At 60.1% G+C, this 24978-nt stretch carries 24 protein-coding genes; 20 read left to right on the forward strand and 4 right to left on the reverse strand.

Features of this window, described 5'->3' with window-relative positions; translation table 11 throughout:
• Positions 1–19 precede the first annotated feature (19 nt).
• A complete protein-coding gene (locus PA598K_RS20970) occupies positions 20–799 on the forward strand; it encodes a MerR family transcriptional regulator (protein ID WP_185602137.1) in 780 nt (259 codons plus the stop codon).
• 242 nt (positions 800–1041) lie between these two features.
• Here PA598K_RS20970 and PA598K_RS20975 read toward each other — a convergent pair whose 3' ends face one another.
• Positions 1042–1782: an HAD family hydrolase gene (locus tag PA598K_RS20975; RefSeq protein ID WP_128658844.1), complete on the reverse strand. Its 741-nt coding sequence runs from the start codon at positions 1780–1782 to the stop codon at positions 1042–1044.
• Between the two features lie 141 nt (positions 1783–1923).
• Positions 1924–2145, reverse strand: coding sequence for a hypothetical protein (locus PA598K_RS20980; RefSeq protein WP_128658845.1), 222 nt, complete (start codon positions 2143–2145; stop codon positions 1924–1926).
• Positions 2146–2330: 185 nt separating this feature from the next.
• On the opposite strand from PA598K_RS20980, the gene PA598K_RS20985 reads away from it, so the two are divergent.
• From PA598K_RS20985 to PA598K_RS21020, 8 genes are all read left to right on the forward strand, one after another.
• Positions 2331–3053 carry a phosphonate ABC transporter ATP-binding protein gene (locus tag PA598K_RS20985; protein WP_128658846.1) on the forward strand — a complete coding sequence of 241 codons (723 nt, stop codon included), beginning with the start codon at positions 2331–2333 and terminating at the stop codon, positions 3051–3053.
• 82 nt (positions 3054–3135) lie between these two features.
• Complete coding sequence (locus tag PA598K_RS20990) at positions 3136–3747, forward strand: DUF3298 and DUF4163 domain-containing protein (RefSeq protein WP_128658847.1); 612 nt, start codon at positions 3136–3138, stop codon at positions 3745–3747.
• A 241-nt stretch (positions 3748–3988) separates the two neighbouring features.
• Positions 3989–4552, forward strand: a complete 564-nt coding sequence (locus PA598K_RS20995; RefSeq protein ID WP_128658848.1) for a response regulator — start codon at positions 3989–3991, stop codon at positions 4550–4552.
• 100 nt (positions 4553–4652) lie between these two features.
• On the forward strand, positions 4653–5141 hold the full coding sequence (locus tag PA598K_RS21000; protein ID WP_128658849.1) for a CcdC family protein: 489 nt from the start codon (positions 4653–4655) through the stop codon (positions 5139–5141).
• An 85-nt stretch (positions 5142–5226) separates the two neighbouring features.
• Entirely contained in the window at positions 5227–6867 is a 1641-nt protein-coding gene (locus PA598K_RS21005) for an APC family permease (RefSeq protein ID WP_128658850.1), read from the forward strand.
• A gap of 149 nt (positions 6868–7016) precedes the next feature.
• Complete coding sequence (locus PA598K_RS21010; protein ID WP_128658851.1) at positions 7017–7700, forward strand: MOSC domain-containing protein; 684 nt, start codon at positions 7017–7019, stop codon at positions 7698–7700.
• Position 7701: 1 nt separating this feature from the next.
• Positions 7702–8451: an SDR family NAD(P)-dependent oxidoreductase gene (locus PA598K_RS21015; RefSeq protein ID WP_128658852.1), complete on the forward strand. Its 750-nt coding sequence runs from the start codon at positions 7702–7704 to the stop codon at positions 8449–8451.
• Between the two features lie 64 nt (positions 8452–8515).
• The gene (locus PA598K_RS21020; RefSeq protein ID WP_128658853.1) at positions 8516–9517 is read left to right on the forward strand and encodes a phosphotransferase; all 1002 of its coding nucleotides are present in this window, start codon (positions 8516–8518) and stop codon (positions 9515–9517) included.
• A gap of 299 nt (positions 9518–9816) precedes the next feature.
• On the opposite strand, the gene PA598K_RS21025 is transcribed toward PA598K_RS21020, so the two are convergent.
• Positions 9817–10797, reverse strand: a complete 981-nt coding sequence (locus PA598K_RS21025; protein WP_128658854.1) for a YpdA family putative bacillithiol disulfide reductase — start codon at positions 10795–10797, stop codon at positions 9817–9819.
• 178 nt (positions 10798–10975) lie between these two features.
• On the opposite strand from PA598K_RS21025, the gene PA598K_RS21030 reads away from it, so the two are divergent.
• From PA598K_RS21030 to PA598K_RS21055, 6 genes are all read left to right on the forward strand, one after another.
• Complete coding sequence (locus tag PA598K_RS21030) at positions 10976–11506, forward strand: ADP-heptose synthase (protein WP_128658855.1); 531 nt, start codon at positions 10976–10978, stop codon at positions 11504–11506.
• Positions 11507–11545: 39 nt separating this feature from the next.
• On the forward strand, positions 11546–12028 hold the full coding sequence (locus PA598K_RS21035) for a hypothetical protein (protein WP_128658856.1): 483 nt from the start codon (positions 11546–11548) through the stop codon (positions 12026–12028).
• A 4-nt stretch (positions 12029–12032) separates the two neighbouring features.
• The gene (locus tag PA598K_RS21040; RefSeq protein WP_128658857.1) at positions 12033–12584 is read left to right on the forward strand and encodes a hypothetical protein; all 552 of its coding nucleotides are present in this window, start codon (positions 12033–12035) and stop codon (positions 12582–12584) included.
• Positions 12585–12868: 284 nt separating this feature from the next.
• A complete protein-coding gene (locus PA598K_RS21045; RefSeq protein ID WP_128658858.1) occupies positions 12869–13825 on the forward strand; it encodes an AAA family ATPase in 957 nt (318 codons plus the stop codon).
• A gap of 15 nt (positions 13826–13840) precedes the next feature.
• Positions 13841–14983: a DUF58 domain-containing protein gene (locus tag PA598K_RS21050; RefSeq protein ID WP_128658859.1), complete on the forward strand. Its 1143-nt coding sequence runs from the start codon at positions 13841–13843 to the stop codon at positions 14981–14983.
• Positions 14980–16293, forward strand: coding sequence for a DUF4129 domain-containing protein (locus PA598K_RS21055; RefSeq protein ID WP_128658860.1), 1314 nt, complete (start codon positions 14980–14982; stop codon positions 16291–16293). The genes PA598K_RS21050 and PA598K_RS21055 overlap by 4 nt, the downstream gene beginning before the upstream one ends.
• An 87-nt stretch (positions 16294–16380) precedes the next feature.
• Here PA598K_RS21055 and PA598K_RS21060 read toward each other — a convergent pair whose 3' ends face one another.
• On the reverse strand, positions 16381–17463 hold the full coding sequence (locus PA598K_RS21060) for a diguanylate cyclase (protein ID WP_185602138.1): 1083 nt from the start codon (positions 17461–17463) through the stop codon (positions 16381–16383).
• A gap of 147 nt (positions 17464–17610) precedes the next feature.
• Between PA598K_RS21060 and PA598K_RS21065 the strand changes: the two genes are divergently transcribed.
• The 5 genes from PA598K_RS21065 to PA598K_RS21085 all read left to right on the forward strand — a co-directional run bounded on the left by PA598K_RS21065 (position 17611) and on the right by PA598K_RS21085 (position 24977).
• Positions 17611–18315 carry a response regulator gene (locus PA598K_RS21065; RefSeq protein ID WP_185602139.1) on the forward strand — a complete coding sequence of 235 codons (705 nt, stop codon included), beginning with the start codon at positions 17611–17613 and terminating at the stop codon, positions 18313–18315.
• Between the two features lie 68 nt (positions 18316–18383).
• The gene (locus PA598K_RS21070) at positions 18384–18749 is read left to right on the forward strand and encodes a response regulator transcription factor (RefSeq protein WP_128658863.1); all 366 of its coding nucleotides are present in this window, start codon (positions 18384–18386) and stop codon (positions 18747–18749) included.
• Positions 18742–21588 (forward strand): ATP-binding protein, encoded by a 2847-nt coding sequence (locus tag PA598K_RS21075; protein WP_128658864.1) that lies wholly within the window; start codon positions 18742–18744, stop codon positions 21586–21588. The genes PA598K_RS21070 and PA598K_RS21075 overlap by 8 nt, the downstream gene beginning before the upstream one ends.
• A 12-nt stretch (positions 21589–21600) precedes the next feature.
• Positions 21601–22593 carry a hypothetical protein gene (locus tag PA598K_RS21080; protein ID WP_128658865.1) on the forward strand — a complete coding sequence of 331 codons (993 nt, stop codon included), beginning with the start codon at positions 21601–21603 and terminating at the stop codon, positions 22591–22593.
• 86 nt (positions 22594–22679) lie between these two features.
• On the forward strand, positions 22680–24977 hold the full coding sequence (locus PA598K_RS21085) for a poly(ethylene terephthalate) hydrolase family protein (protein WP_128658866.1): 2298 nt from the start codon (positions 22680–22682) through the stop codon (positions 24975–24977).
• Position 24978: the final 1 nt, after the last annotated feature.

The raw sequence follows: 24978 nt of genomic DNA on the forward strand, positions 1-24978 counted from the left end.
ATCAAGGGAGGACGAAGCAATGACCACACGTAATGGGACCTATACCGTCGGGGAATTCGCAGCGCAGACGCGCTGCTCGATACGCACCCTGCACTATTATGACGAGATCGGCCTGCTGCGCGCCGAGCGTGATCTCTCAAGTGGCCATCGCATCTACCGGAGCCGGGATCTGTACACGCTCCAACGGATCGTCAGTCTGAAGGCGCTTGGTTACAGCCTGGAGGAGGTCGCGGACATGGTCAGGCGTCCGGAAATCGACGCCTCCCTGCTAGATGGACTGCATACCCAGCGGCAAGCGATCGAGGCGAAGCAGCGGCAATGGGAGCAGACGAAGCTGGCGCTCGAGCGGGTCATCCGGCTCGTGGAGGAGGAGGGCAGTGTCGACAGCGACGTGCTACTCAGTCTGATCCACAGCATGCAGACAGAGGACGAGCAGCGACAATGGCTGGAGGAGCGGACGACGCCGGAGCTCGCGGAGCAACTATTCAACCGCAGCGAGGCGGAGAAGACCGAGGACGATCGATCCTACATCCGGTTCGTACGAGAGGTGAGACGGCTCGTCGGGACGCCGGTCGATACGCCCGAGGTGATGGCGCTGATGGCGGGTCAGATCGAGCAGGCGCACGATCAGGTCGGCGCGGAGCATGAGCAAGCGGTCTCGGCGCTCGCCTCGATCGATCCGGAGGAGCTGAAGTTCATGACGAGCTCGCCGTTCACGGCGGAGGAGGAAGCGTGGCTGAATGAAGCGATGCTGCACTACATGACCGAGCAGTTCGGCGCGGGCAATCTGAAGCCGTAGCTACGGAAGCGACTCTGCGCTGCAATTATGGGAGCAGGGCCTGTCGCTCGCGCAGAGGAACAGATAGAGGAAGCTTCCGACGAGGAATCCGTTCACAAAGAGCGCTCAACGCATAAGCAAAAGGACCTTGCTTGCCACGAATCGTGGCGGCAAGGTCCTTTTGTCAAGGGGCGGATATCAGTCAGTAAGCGGTGCGGCGAGGACGAAGCGAGCGTAGGAACAGTCCGGCGCTGCCGCGTCTCTCATGGGGCAGGACGGTTCACGTAGCCGTGGATCGTCTCCGGCACCTCGCGCAGATGGTTCAGGGTGAAAAAGGCGCCACGCGGCTCTACGGCAATCTCAATGACGTTATAGAGCCATTCGACCTCTGTAATCATATGGATGGCATGCAGTCCCGCCGTGAGGGCAGGCACGACATCGGTGCGGATCGAATTACCGATCATCCACGTATGATCGCGGTCGAACGGACCTCCGCTAATAATCTCCTCAAGCGCTTCGATATTTTTGTGTCGGCGCACATAGATACGCGTGTCGAAATATCGCTGCAGCTGCATCTGCTCGATCTTGCGGTTCTGGATGAGCAACTCTCCGCCAGTATACAGGTGCAGCTCATGACCCGACTCGGCTAGCGCATCGAGCGTCTCCTGCATATGCGGGTAAGGCTCGACTTCATGCTCGTACACGCTGCGTCCGAGCTGCCACAGGCTATTCTCCTCGATGGTGTCGCGCCGACGGCCGGTCAGCTCTGTAAAATAGCGGTACGTCTCGATGAAGGACTGCGGGAAGTGGTCGCTCTTGAAGCCGAGGACATCGATGCCGGCGATATCGATCTCCGTCTGCTTGTCGCGTACGGCGTCCGCTGTGACGCCGTACGAGCCGAACCAAGCGAGCATCTGTGCTGTGAAGCGGTCGATGACTTGGTAGAAGTATTTGTTGCAATAAATTAATGTATCGTCTAGATCGAATAAGATCGTCTGCTTCATAACGGGTACTCCTTATGCCAGGTTAATGTTCTCTTCCCACAATGGTACCCAATAAGCGACGGGTCGTCAAACCCCGCGCCTCAACGTAGGTATGTCGGGGCATCAACTTATCAACTCTGGCGGGGCGGCAAGCTCCCCGGGTCAGGCGTGCTTCAGCTTCTGTGCGAGCAGGTTGTTCTTGATGAAGGCGATGCGTCGCCGCACGTAGAAGTCATGGCTGTCGCCCTTCAGCTCGCGCGGGGTGACCGTCCCGCCGCCGTCGTTATCGATAATGGCAAGCGTGCCGTCCGAATAAAACTTAAACGTTAAATCCCGATAAGGTCGATGCTTTTCAATAAACCGAAAGTTTTCGCAACTGCGCATGGGGGTCATCCTCCTTCAAATTACCAGATTAAGAACGCTTGTTCTGTTTTTATTATAGCAAACATTTGTTCGGGTGGAAAGAATTTTTTGTATAGTCTAAACTAGATGAGAATCATGGTTGCGTAAGCGGTTTACATAGGGCAATAACAGGACTTACTTGAATGACTGGCAAAGGAGCACCGGAGATGATCAAGGTAAAGCGCATGACCAAAAAAATACCAGGCGGCCCCAAGGTGCTGTCGGATATTAGCTTCGAAGCGTTTAATGGCGAGTTCATCGCTATCACCGGCGCCAGCGGCAGCGGCAAGTCGATGCTGCTCAAATGTCTGGCGATGCGGGAGCCGTGGACCGGCGAGTATGTCGTGGACGGCGAAGATATCATGAGCAACAAATTTATGGGCACCCGCAAGGTGCGGCGCGAGTTCGCCTATCTGGAGGAGAAGCCGCTGCTGAGCCCGAACAAGACGGCGCTCAAAAACGTGCTCATCGGCTCCCGCTATCAGACGCCGCTCTGGCGGATGGCGACGGGCATGGTCCGCAATGACGACTACATGGGCGCGATGGATATGATCGAGAAGGTCGGCTTGCTGGACAAGGCGAGGCAGAAGACGGACAAGATGAGCGGCGGCGAAAAGCAGCGCGTCGCGATCGCGCGGGCGCTCGTGCACGGCGCCAAGGTGCTGCTCGCGGACGAGCCGGTATCGGGGCTGGACCCGCATGCGGCCGAGGAAATCCTCAAGGATCTGAAGGCGCTCTGCAAGCAGCAGCGCATCATCGTCATCTGCGTGCTGCACCAGGCGGACTGGGCGGAGCGATTCGCCGACCGCATCCTCGGCTTGAGCGGAGGCGAGCTGGTCCTCGACGTCCGCGGACGCCGCCTCACCCAGCGCGAGAAGATGATGCTGTAGGCAAGCGTTTGCCGGCGGATTGCACGAAGGCAAGGGGGACGGCATACAATAGAATATTCTCGTATAGGCAGGTGTCTATTGTATGGCTTTTATCCGTCCCGCAGTTATCGTGCCGTCGCATATCACGTATCCGAAGATCGAGATCTGGATGCCCGTCGTACAGGGCTTGCCGGACCCTCGCGCCCAAAGTCTCATAAACGAGACGATCCGTAAAGAAGCGAACCGGCTGGCCGGCGAGCAAGGCAGTCTCGACGAGCCGCACGGCGAAATGCTCGGCTGGTTCGAGGTGAAGACCAACGAAAAAGGCGTGCTCAGCCTCTCGCTGTTCAACTATGCGTACACCGGCGGCGCGCATGGCATGACGCTGCAGAAGTCGCTGACCTTCCTGACCCGCACCGGCGAAGTGTATACGCTGCCGCAGCTGTTCAAGCCGGGGAGCGATTATGTCGGGCGTATCTCCAAGCAAGTGGCGGCGCAGATCGCCGAGCGCGATGTGCCCGTCCTGCAGCCGTTCGAGCGGATTCGCCGCGATCAGGATTTTTATATCGCCGATCGCTCGCTGGTCGTCTATTTTCAGCTTTACGAGCTGACGCCGTATGTGTACGGCTTCGCTTACTTCCCGATCTCGGCCTATTCCCTGCAGGACATTGTCGCCGAGGAGGGGCCGCTTGGGCCGATGGTCGTCAACGACTGATTGCAGTTTCTCTGCGTCTCAAGCGTGGGGGAGTCGTCGGAGCGATGATGCCGCTTCGGCGGCTTTAACGCGCGAATAAAGCACTTGCGAAATTTGGTTCAAAGAGGAAGAGAAGACGGTCGCTTGGTGTCGGTAAGTTTGAATTATTAGGAAAATTTTATATTTTTCTACCCTTTGAGGCAGGGTTTTGAAGAAATGTTGTCGAACTCTTCTTGAAACGAAATTCAAGGAGTCATATCACATGGTTTACATATTTGTGACGCTACTAATCGTACTGCTCGTGCTGATGGCGCTCATGTATCGCTCCAACCGCATCCATCATTCCGCCATGCAGGAGGCGGCCGCGACTTCCGAGGACAGGGAGACTGATCAGCTGGCGCATCCTTACGAAGAGCTGCAGCTGGAATGGCGTCCAAGCGAGGGCGAACGACCGGCCAAGCCTTCGATCATGATCGTAGACGATCAAGCGATGATCCGAATCCTGCTGGTTGAGGTGTTCGTTTCCTGCGGGCTTGAGGTGTATGAGGCTGGTGACGGCGAAGGGGCGATCCGTCAGTTTGCACTGCAGCCGGTCGATCTGGTGCTGATGGACCTGAAGATGCCCGAGATGAATGGCATCGAGGCGCTGGTGCAGCTGCGGCGGCTCAAGCCCGATCTGATCGCGGTCATGATCTCGGCATACGGCGAGCCGGAGGATGTCGAGACGGCGGAGCAGCTCGGCGTCACTCGCTTTTTCGACAAGCCGTTTGATATCGATGAGCTGAAGCTGCATGTGCTGCATCAGCTCGAGCAGTCCCGTGGCTAGCCTCCCTCTCGGCTTGCTTGCGGGCCGGATCTGAAGTACGATAAAAGCAATGCCTGCGCAGCCAAGCGAATAGGCTGCACTGATGTATGGGAGGAACGCCATGGCATCTACAATAACGATTCAAACGCTGTCGATCCTGGTGTCGGGATTGGCCGGCGCCAGCCTCATCGTCTTGCGCTTGCGAGCGGCCAGACGTCCGACATCGCTCAAAAAAATTATTATCCCTCCGCTCGGCATGATGACGGGGTTTATTATGTTTGCGCTGCCGATGATGCATATTCCCTGGCTGTGGGGACTATCTGCTTTTGGCACCGGATTGCTCATGTTCTCCTTCCCGCTGATCGTCACCACTCGTCTCGCCCGCGTCAAGTCGGATATCTATGTTATCCGGTCCAAGGCGTTCGTGCTTATCATGGCGTCTCTGCTCGCGCTACGCGTCTCGGCCCACTCGATGGTCGAACAGTACATGACGGTGCCGCAGACGGGAGCGATCTTCTACCTGCTGGCGCTCGGCATGATCCTGCCGTGGCGACTGGCGATGATCGGCGAGTATTTGCGACTGACTGCGCCGCTCTCGAAGTCCGAGTAATAACTAGACGCAGTAATCGCCAGACGCCTCAGACAGGTACTAGATAACGCCACCTCCTTCATACAGTAGTGGAGGAGGTGGAGTCATGTACATCTTGTCAGCAGGTCTGGCGCTATTCGCGTGCGCCTGCATTCTGAGCATCCTGCTTGCGGCTCAGGCACATCGGCGGATACGTGCCGCGTCTCTGGGAGCTGCGCCGGTCGGTACGCCGTATTTACAATATTTAGAGGACAAACGTCAACTGAACGCTTACGGCTACGCCCAGTTGCTCCGGCGGGGACGAAGCGGCTTCGGTTCTTTTTCGATGTCGTTCGCGACGATGTCGGTGTTCGGCTGCGCCGCGCTGTATTTCGGTCCAGTTTACGAGCTAGCCGGTCCGTGGGCGTATGGGCTCGGACTGCCGCTCGTCGCGCTGTTCGCCGTCATCGTCGGCGCGGCGGTGGCCGAGTTGGCGAGCTCGATGCCCACTGCCGGGGCGTGTTATCACTGGAGCCGCGTGGCCGGGGGACGAAGCTGGGGGCGGGGCGCGCTGCTGCTGCGGACGCTCAGCGATATCAGCATGCTGGCGCTGCTCAACGGCGCGGCGGCTATGCTGATCGATATGGCTGCCGCACGCTGGATCGGCTACGCTGCCGGCGGCTGGAGCGTCCTGCTCTGGACGGTGGGGCTGCTCGTCGGCCAGGCTGCCGCCGCCGCGTTCGGCCGGCCCGGCGGCGATCGCTTGTTGGGCGGCGTCTCCTGGCTGCAGGTCGGCCTGGTCGTCGCTGTCGTCGCAGGGCTGCTGCTGTTGTTCGAGCCAGGCCTCCAGCCGGCTGCTTATCTGTTCTCCGCCGGGGCGCATGGCAGCGGCGACTATGGCTGGCTGCAGCTGGGGGCGGCAATCGTGCTGCTGCAGCGTTTTTTTGTAGGCGCAGACAATGCGGCAGCCGGCTCGGAGGAATCGAGCGGACCGTCGGTGCAGGTGCCGTGGGGCATCTATCTGAGCACTGTGTATGGCTTCATCCTCGCCTATGTGTTGTGCGTCTTCGTGACGCTCTCGATCACAGGGCCGGTCGCGGGGGCCGGCGGAGGCGGCCTCTTCCTGGCTTTGATCTCCGACATCTGGGGCTCGCTCAGCCCTTATGCGTCCACCGTGCTCTATGTGAGCGTGATCGTCTGTCTGTGGACGAGCGGGCTCGGCGTGCTCACGGCCTCAAGCCGCCAATGGTTCGCCTATCATCGGGACGGCCGCAACTCGTGGAGCCGCTGGCTCCAACACATCGACAGCCGGCGGCAGACGCCGCAGCGTCTGATCCTGCTGCTCGCGGCTGTCGCAGGCGGCGCGGCGGCGGCGCTCTGGCTATGGCAGCCCTGGGCGGCGGCAGGCCAGAGCCGGCTCGTCTACCTGAGCGCGGCGAGCACGATCGGCTTTAATCTCTCGCTGCTCATCCCGCTGGCGCTGCGCTACCGCCTGACCGCTCCTGCGCCGGAGCGCGGCGCCCCGTGCTGGCAGCTGGGGAGTCTGTCGCGGCCGCTGCGCCTGACCGCGATCCTCTGGCTGCTGACGACGGCACTTGGCGCGGCGATGCTTCTATCGCCTACGGCCAGTGGTCATCTGGCACTGACACTGCTCGCTTTGCTGCTGCTATGGTCGTTAACCCGGCTGCTGTCAGGTCGCTGGCGTGTCGCAGCGCCGCCGGGAAGGGCGGAGCTGCTCGCGCAGGAGCGAGGCTACAGGCAGCTCTGAAGCTGCTATGACTGCTTGCGTCGTTGCAGCTCACTGCTGCGTTTGCTTGCGGCACATGTCGTCGATATAATACTACTTAAACGGTCGCGCCAAGAGGCAGGACATGGCCAGGCGAGTCAGAGACAAGTGGCGACGGAGGCGGAAGAGCGATGAAAGCGACATTGGGCACGGTACACGCGGTGCAAGTGGGCGAGCCGCAGCAGGTGAGGCATGGCAGCAAGCAAGTAGCTACAGGCATCTACAAGCGCGCCGTACAAGGCTCGATCTATGTGGGCAAGGAAGGCTTGCCGGGCGACCGGCAAGCCGATCTGGTCCACCACGGCGGCGCGGACAAGGCGATATGCGTCTACTTCCTGAAGCATTATCCCTACTGGCAAGAGTGGCTGGACAAGCCGCTCGGGGAGAGCGCCTTCGGCGAGAATCTGACGATCGACGGCGGTGACGAGACGCAGATCTGCATCGGCGATGTGCTGCGGATCGGCGATTCGTCGGGACCGCTCGTCCAGGTGACGCAGCCGCGTGTCCCTTGCTTCAAGCTCGGCGTCCGGCACAGCGAGCCGAAGCTGCCAGCGCAGGTGCTGCAGACCGGGTACTGCGGCTTTTATCTCCGGGTGCTCGAGCCCGGGCAGCTCGGGGCGGGGCAGCCGCTCGTCTTCGAGAGCCGCGATGCCACCGGGATGACGATCGCCGAGGCAATGCGGATCATGATAATCGATCGCAGTGACGAAGCGGGCGCGCGGCGGCTGCTGGCGATCAAAGCGCTGTCGGACAGCTGGCGCGAGATGGCGCTCAAGCGGACAGGGCAACGAGAAGGCTGCGAACAGGAGGGATAATATGAAGCAGCGAACGGCATGGATAACAGGCGCAGCCGGCGGGATCGGCAGAGTACTGGCGGCGGCCTATGCCGAAGCGGGCTATCGGACGGTGATCACGGACAAGGATGCGGCTGGTGTCGAAGCGCTGGCCGCCGAGCTGTCGGAGCGTTTCGGGGCGGGGAGTGTGCTGGCGGTGACGGCCGATCTGGGCGTGCCGGAGCGCATCGAGGAGCTGGCGAGCGCAGCGTTCGCTTGGTCGGGTCGTGTCGATGTGCTGATCAACAATGCGGGCTTTGGCATCACCAAGCCGCTATTCGAGCTGAGCTGGCAGGAATGGGACCGCGTGCTGAACGCCAATCTGCGCGGCGCCTTCCTGTGCGCCAAGGCGGCGGCAGCGCAAATGAGAGATAGCGGCGAGGGCGGGAGCATCGTCAATATCGCCTCGACTCGGGCGCTGATGTCCGAGCCCGATACAGAGGCTTATGCCGCCTCCAAGGGCGGTCTGACGGCGCTGACGCATGCCTTGGCGGCATCGCTGTCGCCTTATCGGATCACCGTCAACAGCATCAGTCCGGGCTGGATCGAGACGGGCGACTATGCGCAGCTCCGCGATGTCGATCATCAGCAGCACTGGTCGGGCCGGGTCGGCCGTCCCGAGGATATCGCCAGAGCCTGCCTGTATCTGACCGACCCGGCCAATGACTTCGTCACCGGCACTAATCTGATCGTCGACGGCGGCATGACGCGCAAGATGATCTACGAGCCCTGAGCGGGCTGAACAGCAAGGCGCGGCAAGTCCAAGAGGACTTGCCGACGATAGGAGGAGCATCGGATTGTCCACGTTAATCGAACCGGATCTGCCCGCATTCCTGGACCAGTACGACTGGCCGGAGCCGTGGCAAGCTTATACTGCCGAGAGCGGCATGAACAACACGACAAGGATGGTGGCCTGCGGCGAGAACCGCTATGTGCTGCGCATCTACGACAATCACAAGGACCGCGACAAGGTGCTGCTCGAGCATGCGGTGCTGGCGGCGCTCGGCGAGGACGCGCTGCCGGGACTGCGCGTGCCGTGTCCGGTACGCAACCGCGAGGGAGGCACGGTGACGATCGGGCCGCTGGACAAGCTGGCGGCGCTCTACCGGTATATCCCCGGCGAGCGCGCCGTCTCGAGCCGTCCTGCCCATGTAGCGGGGCTCGGGCGAGCGACGGGACGGCTGGCGCGGGCGTTGGAGCGGATCGAGCTGCCGCTGCAGCCGATCTACCCGCCCTACTATCGGCTCGAGGACGACTATCAGGCGTTCGACGCCGCACGCCTCCGCAGCTTGGCCGAGCGCGACGGGACGCTGCGGCCCTTGCTGCCGGAGCTGGAGCAGCTGCAGCGCGAGCGCCATCTGCTGAGCCAACGGCAGCCAGAGCTGGAGCGCTTGCCGATCCAATGGATCCATGGCGATCTTGTGTTCAATAACACGCTGGCCGTTGGCGACGAGGTGATCGCGATCCTGGACTTCGAGTATTGCACCCGCGATCTGCGGGCGATGGAGCTGGCTGTTGTGCTGGCGGAGTTCGTAGGTCCAGACAGCGAGCGTTCGCTGCAGCAGATCGGGTGCTTCGTTGACGGCTATCGCCAGGAGGTACTGCTGCTGCAGGGCGAGCAGGCGATGCTGCCGTCGCTCATCAAGCTGCGTATGCTGGATGTGTGGCTGCATTTCGCCCACCGCTACGAGGAGCGGCTGGACGGACCCGAGGTGTGGCGAGGTCAGATCTTGCGAGCGTCCGAGGTATGCGACTGGGTCAACCGTCACGAGGTGCGCCTGCTGGAGCTGCTCGGCTGAGGGCGGATACCTCTTGCCCGGTGCAAGATGGGCTTCGTGAAGCAGCTTGACGCTGAGGCTGACGGAGTCCGACTTGTTAAGATGTCCTGCACACAGGGATCGCAGCACGACAACGATCAATAGGGCAATGCCGGGAAGCTTGCAATCCCGGGCATTGCCCTATTATGATGTGCGAGGCTGCTGTGTACTCACCGACTCCGGCTAGGACGGCACACCTAGATAGAGGGGGGACAGGCTCCCTTTGGCATCGCGTCGCAGTTTGGCTATCATTCGGCTGTCACGCTCCCCCCGCAGTCCACTCAGCTGCGTTGCGAAGCGAGGTGCGCGGCGATCTTGCGGCCGTGAAAGCGGCCGGTCTCGATGAAGATCTCGTTGGCCTCGTGGCGGGAAGCGACGACGCCGGCGAGATAGATGCCCGGTACATTGGTCTCCATCGTCTCCTCACGGAAATACGGGTAGCCCGCATCCTCGATGGCGACGCCAGCCCGGGTCAGGAACTCGCGGTCCGGATGGAAGCCGGTGAGCGCTAGGACGAAGTCGTTGGGCAGCGCCCGGCGCTCGCCCGTCTGCTCCTCGACGACGATCTCGCGCTCCCGGATCTCGACGACTCTCGAGGCGAACCGCATCGCGATCCGTCCCTTGGCTACCTTGCTCTCGAAGGTAGGCAGTACCCACGGCTTGATGCTGCGGGAGTAGCTCTCGCCGCGGTAGACGACCGTGACGCGCGCGCCGACACGCTCCAGCTCGAGCGCCGCATCGATGGCCGAGTTGCTGCCGCCGATGATCGCCACCTCCATGCCAGTGTACGGATGGGCCTCCCGGAAGAAGTGGCTGACCTTGTCTAGGTCCTCGCCGGGGATGCCGATCAGATTGGGCTGGTCAAAATAACCGGTCGCGACGACGACGCTGTCTGCGGCGAAGCGCGAAGCTGTGCCGAACCGGTCGACGGTGTCCAACTCGAACCCGCGACCGGTCGGCTTCACGTCCAGCACCGTCTCGTATGGCCGAATACGAAGCTCATGACGCAGGGCTACGGTACGATAATAGTTCAGCGCCTCCAGGCGCGATGGCTTCTCCTGGGCGGTCGTGAACGGCACATCGCCGATCTCGAGCAGCTCGGGCGAGCTGAAAAATTGCATATAGACGGGATATTGCGAGATGGAGTGGACGACATTGCGCTTCTCGATGATGAGTGGGTCGATGCCGCTCCGCTTGAGCTCGAGCGCGGCGGATAGCCCGCACGGACCGGCGCCGATAATAATGACTTGTTCCTGTTGCATGCTTGCCTCCTGAGTCAGATGATTGCTATCATTGTATCCAATCCGCACCGCGCGGGCAATCCTTTGATGCGGGAGCGGTGCTCGGTCGTGTGATTCGTTGCGGGTCAGGTTGTATCTTTGCACCTGCGAATGATGTATAATGTAGGCTAATGACTTGAAACAGACAGGGGGAATGGAGATGCGACGGCGCTTTGTTATAGAAGCGGTGATGATTGCAACTTATGGACATCTGCTGGTGCCGGTGCGTCCAGTCGATTATGTCGTGCCGTATTCATCGATTATGGAGCTGTACGATATGAGCGAGTCTGCGGAGCCGGTCATGGAGGATCCTACGGAAGACAAGCATGTCAAAGCGAAGATTGGCGAGCTGATTTCGTTTTTTCAGGACCCGCTCAACCGCAAAAAAATCGAGCGCGCGCTGCAAATGCCGTGGCGAGAGAGCTCGTCGCTCTTGCTCAACGAGCTGATATCCTTTACGGTCGTGCTCGCAGTAGACAACGAGCAATACGGGGAGCTGTTCGACCCGATCGAAACGGAGCAGATCCTGACCGCGACGCGGCTGCAGATCCCGATGCTCTCCGACCAGATCGATCTGCAGGACCGGATCATCGAGGCGGCGGTGCCGGTGCAGATCTATGATATCGAGGACTTTGACTTCGCGGTGGAGGAAGGCATCACCGAAGCCGACTGGGAAGTGTCGCGCGATTAGCCGTCTTCCTGCGAGGACGTATGAGTTAGGAGGAATGGCATGACAAGCTCGGCCAATGAACGGGGAGAGATCTTGCTCACCCCGCACCAAGAGCATCAGTGGCAGCGACGGATCGAGGAGCTGCAGCACTGGATGCAAGCGGACAAACCCCGCAAGCGCGGCAAACGGATCGTACAGCTCGGCGAGGAATGGGTCGATTGGGAGCTGTACCCCGCACTACAACTGCTCAATGATAAAGGGATCGCGACCGAATTTTCCTGCGCTGGCGTCAGCTGCGCCGACGAGCCGCATGATCATTCGCTGTACGCTTACCTTACGATTCCATATAGCGTCAAGGCGGAGGCGTTTATCCGTCACGTCATACGAAGAATGCGCCACCGTATTTGCGTCACCTATGAGCCGCTCCGGCATCGTTACGATCTTTCATCCATGCGGATCCAGCAGAACCGTTCGTTTTGTCTATTGTTGCATGCCTGTGCGCGGGACTTTGACGATAAGAAGGTGCTGACCAAGGAGGTGTGAGACCTTGTTATCCCTTGCCCAAAACATCCTTGCCTACTTCCTGTTGGCGATCACGATCTTCGTCGCCGCCACCGGCGGTTGGCCATGGGTGCCGCTAGGACTGTTCATGGCCTTCGTACTGCTGTCGTTGTCGCGGATCCTCGATACGCTGGAGACGATGAAGCGGCATCAGCTCGGTCTGCCGCTGGACAGGAAGGCGATTCAGCTGTTGGAGATTCGGGCGATGAAGTACCGGATCAAGTCGGAGTCGCTCCAGCTGACGCCGGAGGAGGATCCCGAGTACAAGCTGCTCATCCTCGATCAGGAGGCCTATGTGCGGCTGAGGTTGCTGTCAGCGTATATCCAAGAGCAGCAAGAGGCAGCCTTCACGTTCCAGTTCCCCGGCGAGCCGCCGCTGCAGCTCTCATGTGAGAGCGGGTATGCCAGAGGCGTCGATCTGTTCGAGCATCATCATCTGGTGTATGCCAAGCTGTCGGCGCTGCCGGTTCGTTGGTGGACCGATGAGGATGAGCTGAGGATCGAGCACCGGCCTTTTCGCGGTAAACATGAGGTGTGATGGGGGAAGCATGAACGGTCTCAGAGGAGCAGGGAGATCAGCATGACTTATTCATATCGGGATGACAAAAGGACAGTCTGTGGAGCTCACGGGCTGTCTTTTTGTCGTGAAATTTTCCAGAGGCAAGAAAGTTCCGTCGGCGTTACGTTTGCGATCAGGGTGGAAGTCTTTTATTTAACGTCATTAGTTAACATAATTATTATTATGTTTGAATTGATGCCCTTTCCATCATCAGGAAAGGTAAGGTATAATAGGGCGGACAACGTGAGGAGGAGAGGATAACTATGGAGCTTGCGGCGATACGCGATCTGGCCGACCGCATCCGGGTCAATGTGGGGCGCGTCATCATCGGCAAGGAGGAGGTGGTGGACAAGCTGATGATCGCGCTGATCACCTCCGGCCACGTGCTGTTGGAGGATGTGCCGGGCACAGGCAAGACGCTGCTGGCCAAAGCGATGGCGAGATCGCTCGATTGTCAGTTTAAGCGCATACAATTCACCCCGGATCTGCTGCCTACCGACTTGAGCGGCATCCAGTTCTATAATCAGAAGACGTCGGACTTCGAATTCCGACCGGGTCCGCTGTTCGCGCACCTGCTGCTCGCCGACGAGATCAATCGGGCGACGCCGCGGACGCAGTCGAGCTTGCTGGAGTGCATGGAGGAGCGGCAGGTGAGCGCCGACGGCGTGACGCGGGCGCTGGAGCAGCCGTTCCTCGTCATCGCCACGCAAAACCCGGTCGAGCATCAGGGCACCTTCCCACTGCCAGAAGCGCAGCTGGACCGCTTCCTCTTCAAGGTAAGGATGGGCTATCCGTCCTCCGAGGAGGGACTCGATATCCTGAAGCGATTCCGCGCCGAGCAGCCGCTCGAGCAGATCGAGCCGGTCGCCTCGCGCGAGGAGCTGATCCGCGCGCAAGCGACGTACACCGTTGTCCACGCCGGCGACGATGTGCTGCGTTATCTGCTGGAGCTGGTGGAGCGGACGCGCAGTCATGCCGATGCCGCGGTCGGCGTCTCTCCGCGAGGCAGTCAGGCGCTGCTGCGGGCGGCGCAGGCGCACGCGATCCTGCGCGGCCGAGACTATGTCTCGCCGGATGATATCAAGGCGATGGCGCAGCCGGTGCTGGCGCATCGGATCGTGCCCGCCGCTTCCCAGCGCAGCCGTCCCGGCGCGGCGGAGCGGCTGGTGGCGACGCTGCTGGCGGAGATTCCGGTGCCGACGGAAGAGTACGCGCAGTGATGGAGGTGACCTGACGTGCATATCCACTGGCTGATTCTGATCGCGGCGGCGTTGTACGTCGTCCAGGGACAGATCTTCTACCGACTGGGTCAGAGGAAGCTGACCTATGATCGCACCTTCAGCGAATCGACTTGCTATCAGGGCGACCGGATCGAGATGGTGGAGGTGATCGCCAATCGCAAGCTGCTGCCCTTGCCCTGGCTGCGCATCGAATCGATGCTGCATGCGGGCATGCGATTCCAGGCCCAGCATAACCTCGACATTAGCAACGGACTGTTCGTACAAAATCATAAAAGCTTTTTTAGCCTGCTGCCCTATACGCGGGTGACGCGCCGCCATCATGTCACCTGCACGCAGCGCGGCGTTTACCGAATCCATGCTGTGTCGCTGACATGCGGCGATCTCTTCGGTCACTATAACAAGAGTAACAGACAGTCATTCGACACCGAGCTGATCGTCTATCCGTCGCCGCTGCCGGGTGAGGAGCTGCGCATCCCGTCGCAGAGCTGGCAGGGTGATGTGACAGTGCGGCGCTGGATCGCGCCCGATCCGTTCATGGTCGCCGGTGCCCGCGAGTACCGCGCCGGGGATTCGCTGAAGGATATCAACTGGAAGGCGACGGCGCGCACTGGCGCGTTGCAGGTGCACCAGCATGACTATACGGCCGATCAACGACTCATGCTGCTGATCAATATCGAGGATCATGAGCGGATGTGGGGTACGGTGCAGGAGACGGAGCGGGTCGAGCTGGCGATCCGTTATGCCGCTGGACTGGCTCAGTATGCGCTGTCGCAGGGGATCGAGACCGGCTTCGGCACGAACGCCAAGCTGGAGGAGGGGCCGCGGCAGCCTGTGCGCTGTGAGCCTCGCAGCGGAGCTGACCAACTGACGGCGCTCTATGAGCAGATGGCCAGGCTCGTCATCGAGCCCGGCGCTGCCTTCTACACGATGCTGGAAGACGAGGCGGAGCTGGCGGAGCGGACATACGATTATCTGCTGATGACCGCCTTCGTCAGCGAGCAGATGGAGGCAGCGATCGAACGGCTGCGGCGCGACGGCCATCGGGTCGAGGTGCTGGACCTGAGGGCATTGCCCATCCCCGAGGAAGAAGCGCAGGAGCAGACGACGTTGCGCGATGCGGGAGGGGAGGCCGTATGAAGCCAGCGATCGTACGCGTCGGCATCACAGCATGGCAAGGCGCAATGGAGACATTGATGTTCTACCCGGTCGCGCTGCTGTTCGCGGTGTATCTGCTGCCGAGCCCCGCGGTGTGGCTCTGGAACGCCTCGCTGCCGCTGCTCTACGGACTCGGATATGCGGCCCATGCCTGGCTGAGGCTCGACCGGGTGTACAAGCTGACGGCCTTCGCGCTCCTGGGCGGCATCGGCTGGAGCGTCCTCTGCTTCGGCAGCGGATGGCAGACTGCGTTGCCCGCGCTCTGGTCGGTGCTGGCGCTGGTGCGCGGCGCAAGAGCGGCCAATCAAGACTGGGCGGTCCGCTTCTCCATCTCGCCGATGCTCGTAGGACTGGGGATGTACTTCGTCCTGTCGGTGGCGGCGAGCTTCCGTCCCGAGCTCGGCGACCATATATGGCTGCTCGCCGGACTTGGTCTGGCCGCGCTGACGGTCGTGCTCTATCGCTTCAATGCCGATGCGATCCGGGAGCAGACGCTCTCGGGCACGCGCAAGGCCGAGCTGCCGCGAGCCGTCACCTGGCTCAATCGGCTGCTCGTGCTGGCGCTGCTGCTGCTCGCCGTCGCGATCACGCTGATGAGCTATATCCAGCAGGCCTTCGCCTGGCTGAAGGCAAGGCTGGCCGAATGGCTCAGCCGCAGCCCGGGCGAGCCTGAGCCGCCCCCTGTACAGCCGGAATCGCCGGAGATGTCGCCGCCGCCGATGCTCGGCGAGCCGCCTGGCGAACCGGCTGCCTGGATGCGCTGGCTCGAGCAGGCGGCGATGATCGCCGTCTATGTCGCGCTAGGCGCTCTGCTGCTCTTCGCGCTGTATGCGCTCGGCAAGCGGCTGCCCGGCTGGATGCGTCGGCTGTACAAGACGCTCGTCGCCTGGCTCAATCGCGAGGGTCGAGATGGAGAGAGCCTGGGTTACGAAGATCAGGTGGAGAGCCTGATCCGTACCAAGGAGCCCCAGCGAAGCGGTAAGCGATGGCAGGATCGACTGGCTGACTGGAGCCGCCGCGAGCCGCGCTGGTCCGAGCAGCTGACCGACGAGGAGAAGGTGCGTTATCTGTACCGCCGTTGGGTGCTCGAGGCCCGGCGCGAGGGGTACGAGCTGAAGCGTCATCTGACGCCGCTGGAGACGGTCGCGGACATCGAGCGGTGGCGCGGCGGCAGCGCGGTCGAGGGGCTGCCGGTCACCCAGCTCTATGAGCAGGTGCGCTACGGGCAGCGATCGGTTCACGCCGAGCAGCTGCGCGAGCTGGAGGCGCGGATGAGGCGGTATATGAAGTGACTATAGCCCGGCGACGGCTAAGCAATATTTAGAGCCCGGCGACTCGCGCGCCGGGCTGTTGCTGTTCGTGTTTTGCGTTGCCGTTGTTTATTCGCAGACGCGATTGCGGCCTTGATCCTTGGCCCGATAGAGCGCTTCGTCTGCTCGCTGGACCAATTCATTGAGGCTTTTGGCATGCGAGGGGAAGCAGGACACGCCGATGGAGATCGTCAGGCGGATCTTCGTGGCGCCGTCGGGGAGCTCGAACGGATGCGCAGCCACTTCGGATCGGATCTGCTCCGCTATGACGAGAGCGGTGTCGATATCCAGGTCGGCGAGCAGCAGCGAGAACTCCTCTCCGCCGTTGCGAGACACGGTATCCTGCGGACGTGCGTGCCCCTCCAGCTGCGTGACCAACTGCTTTAGTACGGCGTCGCCGGCTACATGTCCGTAGGTATCATTGACCTGCTTGAAGAAGTCGATATCGACGATAAGCAAGGACAAGGGAAGCGACTCGCGATTCGCCCGCTTGAACATGAGGAGCGCTTGCGCGTCGAAATGTCTGGCATTGCCGGTACCGGTCAAAAAATCGCGCGTCACCATCGTCCGCAGTTTGCGCATCGCATCGTTGGTGGAGCGCAGATGATAATAAAAATTGTAGAACACAAAAACGCCAAGACACGATGCTAACCAGAAGGCGGGGATCAGATTAAACCAAAACATGGGACCCGGCTCGGGCATAAGCCAATAAATGAGCGCCGACGTCTGCAGCATTGCATATAACGTCATCCAGACGAGCTTGGTATACGGCTTCAGGCGCAGCGTCGAAAGCCAGCCGCAGACAAGAGCGATAAGCACGACGTTGACGCCTGCGCTCAGAGAAGCTGTGTTCAGATCGAAGAAGATGATCCTGCTGATGCCGATCAGCACGCTGGCTATAAGGGAGGGCAGCGGACCAAAAATAAAGGCAATCAAAATAAGCGGGAGCGCTCTCAGATCCAAAATGAGCGTATCGTCCAGCTTCACAGAGTAGATCATGAGCAGTGTGCCGAGCACGCCGCCGCTTATGCCGGCGATCCATTGTCTCACAAAGGCAGAGCGAGGTAGGATTGCGGAATGGCTCATGATATAATTGATCACGTAAGTGAATGTCATAATAATGCAAAGGTTAGCGAATAAATCTTTAATCAACCCAATCCCTCGTCCCATGTCAATTGACAGAACATGCAAAGTCTCCCTATAATATATCATCGTTCGCGACTGACAGCTACTTATTATAGTTTTCGGACAGAGAAGATGGACGAAATTTCGCGAAAACAGACGCAAGGGGCTGTTTCCATGAACAACTATCGCGATGCTTTAATACAACATGTCAGGAAGCAGCTGCAGCACTGGGTAGGCAGCGGGCAGGCGGCGGTGTCCGGCGAGGAGGTGCAGCGCTTCCTGCATTCCTTGGTCGGCACAGCGGGCACGATCGGTCTCGCCGGGTTGTCGGAGACTGCGCGCCTGCTGATGCCTGCGGCAGAGGAGAGGGCCTCCGTCATATGGGAGCCCGACGAGCTCGAGCAGTTGCTGCGGCCGTTGCTGGCGTACACGACTGCTGAACCTGCGGCTCGCTCGGGCAGCTCTGCGCCCCGAGCGATTGGTCCGGAGGCAGAGGTAATGCTCTTGCTAGACGAAGCGGCAGAGGCAGCCGAGCTGCAGCGGAGGATCGCGCCGCTGGGATGCGCCGTCACGGTTGTATCGATGCCAGAGCAAGCGCTGCAGCGCTTGCTCGCGCACGCCCCCGACGTATTTATCGCCGATGCGGCATCCGGAGGACTCGATACGTTGGCGGCGGCGGTTGGCAAGGGAGCGGACCTGGTCACGGCCGTCACGCTGATCGGCAGCGAAGATAGCGACAGGATACGTATCCAGGCTTACCGGCTAGGGGCCGACGACTATCTGGTTCGGCCGCTCTCCTATCCGTTGCTGATCGCTGTCCTGGAGCGCCAGCTCGGGAAGCGTCGACGCGTTGTACGCGACGACTCAATGGATCGGTGACGAGGCTCAGGCATGCCGATGCGCAATCATAGGATGGTATGAATACTAGACGAAATGGAGATGACAGCATGAAATCCATCTTGCTGGCAGAGGATGAGCCCATCCTGCGGATGCTGGTCGTCGACTCGCTCGAGGACGAAGGCTACGAGATCGATGAAGCAAGCGATGGCGAGGAAGCGATCGAAAAAATCAAGGCGAAGGCGTATGATCTGATCATCCTGGACTATATGATGCCCAAGCTGACCGGGGTCGAGGTGATCGAGCAGACGCGTCGTCTGCCGGACCGAGCGGCAGCGAGGATCCTGATGCTTTCCGCCAAAAATCAGCAAGCTGAGCAGGATAAGGTGATGGCCGCCGGGGCGGACGGCTTCATGTCCAAGCCGTTCAGTCCGCTCGATCTGATCGACAAGGTAGAGGCGATGCTGAATGGATAAGTTCAACAAGTATTTTCGCAAGAGCATCACCCGACAATTCATGGCGCTCATGGCGCTGACCATGACGCTGATCCTGTGCGGCGCGGTATTCGTCTTGTGGAGCACCGTCAACATCATCCAGAGCTATGAGACGAACAGCGGCGAAACCCGCGAGAAGCAGGAGCTGGTATCGGATATTTCGAATCATGCCAACCAGATCATCATGCGGGTTCGCGGCTATTATGTGTATCAGACGCAATTCGAATACGACCAGATCTTCATCGAGAGGCAGGCGCTCGATACAGCGTTGGATGCGATCAAGCAGTATCCGATGAGCGATTCGGAGCGGGAATTGATGGAGCGGATCGAGAGCTTCTTCACCTCGTTCTTCAACGAGTTGCTGCCGCAAGGGATCGCCTACGCCGAAGCGGGCAATTACGAGGCCTTGCGCACGTACATCTCCGCCGAGGGCGACAACCCGGTCAATAAATTGCTCGAGTACTCCCGCACCTTCGAGCATACCGTGCAGAAGATGGCCTCCGACGAAAATTTGCAGCTGGTGAAGGACTTGACCTATCAAGGCGGAATCTTCATCGGCTATATCCTGTTGGTGTTGGTCTTCTCCCTCTTCATCACCCGCAAGATCGCCAAGGATATCGGCTATCCGCTCAGTCAGCTCACTCAGCAGGCGGAGCGTTTCGCGGCAGGCGAGATGATCCAGGTGGACGTCGTGCGGCGGGTGGACGAGATCGGCGGGCTGTCCGAATCGTTCCATGCGATGATCAAGCAGATCGTCTCCAAGGAAGAGGAGCTGGTGTCGCAAAACGAAGAGCTGCAAGCCCAGCAGGACGAGCTGCAGGCGCAGCAGGAGGAGCTGCATGCGGCGCTCCAGCAGATGGAGCACAACGAGCATTATCTCGAGAAACGCAATCTGCTGGTGCAATCGTTGTCCAACACGCTGAACAAGCAAGAACTATTATCCAGCATCATCCGCCACATCGTCGACATCGTCGGCTACGACAAGGGCATCATCGTCATGAATACGCCTCAGCACGACTATGCGGCCGTCGGCGTGTCCGCCAAAGGAGCTGCGCAGCTGATCGATTCGATCGACGATGGCATGGTGCTGCGCGCTGCCCAGACCAGGGAGCCTTACTGTGTGACGCGAGCATGTACGCCAGGCGAGCAAGGCTATCATGAGGAGCAGCTGTTCGCCAGCGAGCTGATCGTGCCGATCCTGGATGCGCAAGAGGAGATGGTCGCTTGCATGATCCTGACCAAGCTCGGGCAATCGATTGCCAAGCATGAGCCGGTGGAGGTGGCGGGCATGGCCCGGCAGGTGTCGCTGGCCTTCGACAAGCTGGCGATCTATGAATCCTCGGAGCGTCAACGCCAGATGACCTCGGATATGCTGAATACCATTCAGGAAGGCGTGCAGTTGTTCGACCTGGAGGGTCGCACGCTGCAGATTAACAAGAAGCTAACCGAATTTTTTGGCTTCCTTCCATCCAATGGCGAGTCGATGCAGCTGCCGCTCCATGACTTGCTCGACAAGCTGTCGGGCGTGGTGGCGGAGCCAGAGGCGCTGAAGCAATTTATTACAGAACGGGTCCTCGGCTGCCGGTCAGCCGATGCCAGCGGATTTACGTATGAGATCATCGAGCCGGATCGCAAGTATATCCAGATGTATTGCGAACCGCTCTATCGCGAAGGCGTCAAGTTCGGCACCTTGCTTGTGCATCGGGATATTACCAAAGAGTACGAGGTTGACCGTATGAAATCCGAGTTCGTCAGCACGGTCAGCCATGAGCTGCGAACGCCGCTGGCCAGCGTCCTGGGCTTCGCCGAGCTGATGCTGCATCGGGAGCTGAAGCCGGAGCGGCAGCGCAAGTATATTTCGACGATTCACCAGGAAGCGAGACGTTTAACGACATTAATCAATGACTTCCTCGATTTGCAACGGATGGAGTCAGGCAAGCAGACGTACGATATGAAGCCTGTTTCGTTAACGGCATTAATCCATGAGGTAATCGAGCTGCACCGCATCGGAACTTCCATCCATGAGATCGTCTGGGAGAACGATGACAAGCCGCTGATGCTGCTGGCGGATCAGGACAAGCTGCAGCAGGTGCTGACGAATCTGTTAAGCAACGCGATCAAGTACTCGCCCGAGGGCGGTCGAATTACAATTACCAGTCAGGCCGAGTCGGAGCAGTATGTCATTCGCATCCGCGACGAAGGTTTGGGCATTCCTGATAATGCGCTGCCTAAATTGTTTAATAAATTTTATCGCGTCGATAATACGGACCGTCGGGAAATCGGCGGCACTGGACTGGGACTGGCGATCGTCAAGGAGATCGTCACCCGCCACAAAGGGACGATCGAGGTCGACACCAAGCTTGGGGAAGGGAGTACGTTCACGCTATGTTTCCCTGCGCAGCATATACAGCCGGCGGTAGAGACGGAAACGGAAGCGAGCGAGCACATGCCGGAGGCGTCGGTCGAAGTGATGCTGATCGAAAACGACTACAATCTGTCGATCATGCTGCGCGATGAGCTGCAAGCGAGCGGGTTTCGCGTCTATCTGTATACGCAAGGCCAAAAAGCGCTCGAGGAGATGGATGCGCTCCGGCCCGATATCGTCGTCATCGATCTTATGCTGGAGCCGGATACGAGCGGCTGGCAGGTCATCGAGCAGATGAAAAAAACCGACACGCTGCAAAACACGCCAATCATCATCTCCAGCGCATTTGAGGAAAAGGAAAAAGCTGCGCAGTGGGGCATCCGGGAGTTCCTCGTGAAGCCTTATCTGCCCGGTCGATTGACCGCGACGATCCAACAGATCTTGCGCAAAGGGTAGAGGGGGATTGCTATGAAATCCAATCGAAAGGCGCTCTGGGGCGTATGGGTGATGAGCTTGGCGCTCGTCGCTGCCTGCTCGAACGATCCGGCTCCCGGCGCAGATCCGCCAGCGCCGCCAGGTCAGCAGGAGACGCTGCCGGAGGAAACGCAAGAGACGGATACAGACGAGCAGCTCTTGGGCGAGTTCCGCCAGACGATCCGGGATGCGACAGGTCCAAGCGAGCTGATCGCGTTCCTCGACGAGCGACTGCCAGTCGCGAGCGAATCGGCCGCTGACCGTCTCCTGCTCGAGCTGGAGGCTTACTACGCGGAAGACTTGCCGAAACTCCAGGGACGCTTCCTGACCAATGAAGTACAAGAGAAGTTCTCGATGATGGGCGATCCGACGAAAGTGGAGCAGATCACCGATGACGAGTTGAGAGCGTGGACGGAGCAAGCGGAAGCGGGCCATTATGTGCTGGTGCAGACAGCGGGCGAGGTGTATCCGGTCGTCGACTATACAGCGCTCGATAAATACCGGCGCTATCTGTCGAGCGATCTGTCGGACTATTTGAAGCTGATGACGATGGACTCGCAGCGACTGAAATCCGGGACGACGGATTCGGCTAGCACATTGGAGGCTGTCGCCGAACGGGCGATAGCGTCAGAGCAGTATCTCGAGCGCTACCCTGAGGGGCTGAAGCGGGACGAGATACTGAGCGATTATATCAACCGCACGGAGTATCTGCTGTTCGGAATGGCTAATGGACCTCGCTTCGACCTCGATAGCGGCATCTTGTTCGACGAGTATCGGCAAGTGTTCGAACGGATCGCCGATACCCGGGGCGACACCTACACGGGAACGCTGGTCCGAAGGTTGCTGGAGTTGCTCGGCGAGTCCGATCAGAAGCTGATCATCGTCAGCTCCCATGATCGCCGCGATGTCCCGGCGATCGCCGAGCTGCGAGATGGCCTGGCCGAGCAGATCCGTGAACACTACGGCGAGCCTGCGGCCGCATCTTAGGGTGTGTCTGCACACCCGCTCAGGGGCATCTAAGACTGCCTTTTTCGCCCCCTGCGGCGTCACTTTCGCTTGCTAAGGAGACGAACATGCTTCGAATTCGAATCAGAGAACGTATCAGGCGAATCCATACCGACGATTCGCCTGCTTCAATGTCTGCGACGGCCGGCGTCGCCAGCATGGCGTTGCTGGCGCTGCATGAGCTGGGGAGCAGCATCTACACCGGCCTGGGCTGGCTGGTCGATAATACGCTGACGATGCTCGTTATGACTGCTGGTCTGGCGGCACTGCTCGTACTGGCGTATGTTCCGGCGCTGCTGCTCGCCTTCCTGCCGATCCGTCTGCCGCGGATCTGGCTGTCTGTCGTCATCGTTATGATGTCTACGCTGCCTTTCGTCTTCACCTATGCGAACATGAAGTGGCTATGGGGCGGCATCCTGCTGACCGCTCTGCTCTGTATCGGAGGCTCCTCCGTCGGCGGCTTCATCTATTGGCTGCTGCATCGTCCGCGCACCGTATACAGCCGTGCGATGCTGGCAGTCTGTGGCGTCATCCTGACGGTGCTGGGCTACTTGGCTGTGGCAGCGAGCGGGCTACAGACCTCTACGGTGCGCGGGGAAATGACGGTCATCGAGCCGTCGCCGCTCGCCGGGCTTACCGACCCTTCCGAGCCTGGACCGTACGAGGTGACGACGTTGACCTACGGCAGCGGCACTGACCGATTCCGGCGAGCGTTCGGCGCCGATGTCGATCTAGTGACGGAGCCGGTGGACGCCTCCGCCTTCGTGACGAGCTGGAAGCCGCTGCGCACATGGTATTGGGGCTTCGATCAGCACGAGCTGCCGATCAATGGCCGCGTCTGGCTGCCGCAGGGCGAAGGCCCGTACCCGGTCGTGCTGATCGTCCATGGCAATCATACGATGGAGGACTTCTCCGATGTCGGCTACGGCTATCTCGGGGAGCTGCTGGCCAGCCGAGGCTTCCTGGCGGTGTCGGTCGATCAGAACTTCGTCAATTACTCTGTCCTCTCGGGACTGCCCAATGACGACTATATCCTGCGTGCATGGCTGCTGCTGCATCATCTGCAGGCTGTCGATAAGCTCTCGCAGGCGCCAGGAACGGTGCTGAGCGGCAAGGCCGATCTGTCGTCGATCGCGCTGATCGGCCATTCACGCGGGGGGCAGGCGGCGGCGCTCGCTGCCGGCTATGAAGCGTACTTCACCGTGGCGGACAAGGAGCAGTATTTGACGGGACTGGACTATGACATCACGTCTGTGGTAGCGATCGCACCGACCGACAAGAAGCTCGAAGAGCGCAACCTGAGACTTAATGACGTTAATTATCTCGTGCTGCACGGAGCCAACGACTCGGATGTGAGCTCCTTCGACGGCGAGCGCCAATATAACCGGATCGTCTATCCGACAGCCGGGAGCGAGCCCCTCTTCAAATCGGCGCTCTATATCGATGATGCCAATCACGGCCAGTTCAACACCGCCTGGGGTCGGATGGATATCAAGCTGCCGCTGCGCTGGCTCATGAACCAACGGGAGATTATGCCGGGCGAGGACCAGCGCAAGATTGCCAAGACGTTCATCAGCGCTTTCCTGGAGGCGACGCTGCATGAGAAGCGCGAGTATGCGCCGCTCTTCCGTGACTATCGTCTGGGCGGCCACTGGCTGCCGGATACGACCATGAGGCAGCAATATACCGATACCGAGATGATCACGATCGCGAACTATCAGGAGGATAGCAATCAGGATACGGGAAGTGGGCGCGGCGTGACGCTGCATGGCGAAGGACTGTCGCGGTGGGAGGAAGCGGATCTGAAAAATCGTCAGAACGGCTCAAAGCATAATCGGGTCGCGTTGCTAGGCTGGTCGAGCGAGCATGAAGACGTGCAAGAAGACGAGGAAAAAGCAGGGAGCGAGGAGAAATCTGGCGAGGAGGGGGGCAAGCGGGATACAGGAACAGCGGCTGCCTATGAGCTGAAGCTCCCGCAAGGAATGAGCGCCAGGCTATCGACAGCGTCGGAGCTCGTCCTGGCGCTGGCTCCGGCGACGGCAGACGGTCCCGAGCTCGACTTCAGCATCGTCCTCGCTGATGCGGACGGCGCGACAGCGACGCTCTCGCTGGTCGAGGCCGCCGAGCAGCTCAAGCCGCTCCTGACCAATCGATTCCTGAACGGCGGACCGCTGAATCGCTGGATCAAAAACGGCCGGCTGCAGCCGTCATCGGAGATTGTTCTGCACGACTACCGGTTGCCGCTGGCCGCCTTTGCGGAGCAGTCGCCCGCGCTTGACCCGGCCCGCATCGTTAGCATCCGGCTCGTCTTCGATCGGACGCCGGGCGGAGAGCTTGTGCTGGACAATGTGCGCTGGCAGCCTTAGA

This window comes from Paenibacillus sp. 598K (assembly GCF_003851045.1).
Taxonomy (GTDB): Bacteria; Bacillota; Bacilli; order Paenibacillales; family Paenibacillaceae; genus Paenibacillus_D.

Coding starts and splice junctions, on each gene's coding strand:
- PA598K_RS20970 (WP_185602137.1), top strand. CDS start 20: ATGACCACACGTAATGGGACCTATACCGTCGGGGAATTCGCAGCGCAG.
- PA598K_RS20975 (WP_128658844.1), bottom strand. CDS start 1,782: ATGAAGCAGACGATCTTATTCGATCTAGACGATACATTAATTTATTGC.
- PA598K_RS20980 (WP_128658845.1), bottom strand. CDS start 2,145: ATGCGCAGTTGCGAAAACTTTCGGTTTATTGAAAAGCATCGACCTTAT.
- PA598K_RS20985 (WP_128658846.1), top strand. CDS start 2,331: ATGATCAAGGTAAAGCGCATGACCAAAAAAATACCAGGCGGCCCCAAG.
- PA598K_RS20990 (WP_128658847.1), top strand. CDS start 3,136: ATGGCTTTTATCCGTCCCGCAGTTATCGTGCCGTCGCATATCACGTAT.
- PA598K_RS20995 (WP_128658848.1), top strand. CDS start 3,989: ATGGTTTACATATTTGTGACGCTACTAATCGTACTGCTCGTGCTGATG.
- PA598K_RS21000 (WP_128658849.1), top strand. CDS start 4,653: ATGGCATCTACAATAACGATTCAAACGCTGTCGATCCTGGTGTCGGGA.
- PA598K_RS21005 (WP_128658850.1), top strand. CDS start 5,227: ATGTACATCTTGTCAGCAGGTCTGGCGCTATTCGCGTGCGCCTGCATT.
- PA598K_RS21010 (WP_128658851.1), top strand. CDS start 7,017: ATGAAAGCGACATTGGGCACGGTACACGCGGTGCAAGTGGGCGAGCCG.
- PA598K_RS21015 (WP_128658852.1), top strand. CDS start 7,702: ATGAAGCAGCGAACGGCATGGATAACAGGCGCAGCCGGCGGGATCGGC.
- PA598K_RS21025 (WP_128658854.1), bottom strand. CDS start 10,797: ATGCAACAGGAACAAGTCATTATTATCGGCGCCGGTCCGTGCGGGCTA.
- PA598K_RS21030 (WP_128658855.1), top strand. CDS start 10,976: ATGCGACGGCGCTTTGTTATAGAAGCGGTGATGATTGCAACTTATGGA.
- PA598K_RS21035 (WP_128658856.1), top strand. CDS start 11,546: ATGACAAGCTCGGCCAATGAACGGGGAGAGATCTTGCTCACCCCGCAC.
- PA598K_RS21045 (WP_128658858.1), top strand. CDS start 12,869: ATGGAGCTTGCGGCGATACGCGATCTGGCCGACCGCATCCGGGTCAAT.
- PA598K_RS21055 (WP_128658860.1), top strand. CDS start 14,980: ATGAAGCCAGCGATCGTACGCGTCGGCATCACAGCATGGCAAGGCGCA.
- PA598K_RS21065 (WP_185602139.1), top strand. CDS start 17,611: ATGAACAACTATCGCGATGCTTTAATACAACATGTCAGGAAGCAGCTG.
- PA598K_RS21070 (WP_128658863.1), top strand. CDS start 18,384: ATGAAATCCATCTTGCTGGCAGAGGATGAGCCCATCCTGCGGATGCTG.
- PA598K_RS21075 (WP_128658864.1), top strand. CDS start 18,742: ATGGATAAGTTCAACAAGTATTTTCGCAAGAGCATCACCCGACAATTC.
- PA598K_RS21080 (WP_128658865.1), top strand. CDS start 21,601: ATGAAATCCAATCGAAAGGCGCTCTGGGGCGTATGGGTGATGAGCTTG.
- PA598K_RS21085 (WP_128658866.1), top strand. CDS start 22,680: ATGCTTCGAATTCGAATCAGAGAACGTATCAGGCGAATCCATACCGAC.